This is a genomic window from Paenibacillus sp. GbtcB18, from assembly GCF_019091125.1.
Lineage (GTDB): Bacteria > Bacillota > Bacilli > Paenibacillales > NBRC-103111 > Paenibacillus_F > Paenibacillus_F chitinolyticus.
Window position 1 is genome coordinate 1 of the sequence record NZ_JAGXJX010000061.1, and the last position, 1,282, is coordinate 1,282.

The 1,282-nt window shown below is 31.9% G+C and carries 2 protein-coding genes; both read left to right on the top strand.

What is annotated here, in order from left to right; translation table 11 throughout:
* Window positions 1-573: 573 nt before the first annotated feature.
* Window positions 574-1,143 carry a PAS domain-containing protein gene (locus tag KVT34_RS29465; RefSeq protein ID WP_217563212.1) on the top strand — a complete coding sequence of 190 codons (570 nt, stop codon included), beginning with the start codon at window positions 574-576 and terminating at the stop codon, window positions 1,141-1,143.
* A gap of 21 nt (window positions 1,144-1,164) precedes the next feature.
* Window positions 1,165-1,282 (top strand): methyl-accepting chemotaxis protein (locus KVT34_RS32810; protein ID WP_483311462.1); only part of this gene is annotated, 118 nt, incomplete at its 3' end.

A 1,282-nucleotide genomic window follows, 5' to 3' on the forward strand; every position in this document is an offset into this window, starting at 1 on the left:
GGGTTACGATTGAAGGATAAGAAGTATATGAAAAAAGGGCATTACAAGAACAAATATATTATTTCAAAAATTGATCAAATAATTAGTTACATATAAATGAATTTATAATTGGTGAACGCATCTTATATCTAGCATTAAAAAGATGCTATGTGGAAATTTAAATAGGAGGTATATCAAGTCTTATGTTTCTCAAATTATTTTAAGTGAGTACTAGACAATTGTAATAGGTGAAATAGTATGTTTTTATCGTATAAAAATAAAGCAGTTGCTTGAACTTATTTTATTTTGTGAAAATGCTTGTTTCGATAAGATATTTATAAAGTAGTTTTGATTAAGGAAGTTCATTACGTTTTGTGTTATTTTCTATTTTGGGAATTTCACGTGAACAGTTTTAGGGTAGAGCACTTTGAAATTAAATGTGCTCTTTTCATTTTGAAAAAATATTATTAAAAATCGTTGATATATACGAATTAAAGTGGGACAAATTATATAAATATTAGTATAATTCGATAGTGGTATATTTGATGGGAAATACGATGATATTTAATTTATTTTTGAAATGGGGAGAAGCATATGAAGAGTGATTATATTTCCAAAACTACTTCACTTAGTACTCAAGTATTAAATCAAGGGGAGGTACTTGCTGCATTAGAACGTTCACTAGCTATGATTGAGTTTGATCCCTATGGAAAAGTAATCTGGGCAAATCATAATTTTGCATATGCAATGGGCTATGAAGTGGATGAACTATTAAACAGTCATCATCGTCAGTTTTGTACTTCACAGTTTGTTCAAAGTCCAGAATATGATATCTTTTGGAGGAATTTTCGGAATGGAGTCTCATTTCAAAGGAAAATACAGAGAATTACGAAACAAGGGAAAACGATATGGCTAGAAGCGACGTATACCCCCGTTATAGATAAGAATGGAGAGATTCAAGCGGTTATTAAAGTCGCTACAGATATTACTGCACGTGAAGATGGCACGGCAAAGGTAACACATGAATTGCAAGAGATGGCGGAAAATCTAAAGGAACGTGCGCAAGAAGGAATTAAGCGTAGTCATATGGTTTCCGCGGCCATTAAACAAATAGTTGAACAAACGAATGACAATATGAAATTATTACAAGAGCTTAACGAATAAACTAATATTATACGCGACATGGTGAAAACGATTAATGAAATTGCCACACAAACTAATTTATTAGCCTTAAATGCTGGAGTTCAGGCCGCTCATGCGGGTACTTATGGTAGTGGTTTTAATGTTGTTGCAAATGAAGTTC

Excerpts from the sequence above, each read along its gene's own strand:
- KVT34_RS29465 (WP_217563212.1), top strand. The coding sequence starts at position 574 with ATGAAGAGTGATTATATTTCCAAAACTACTTCACTTAGTACTCAAGTA.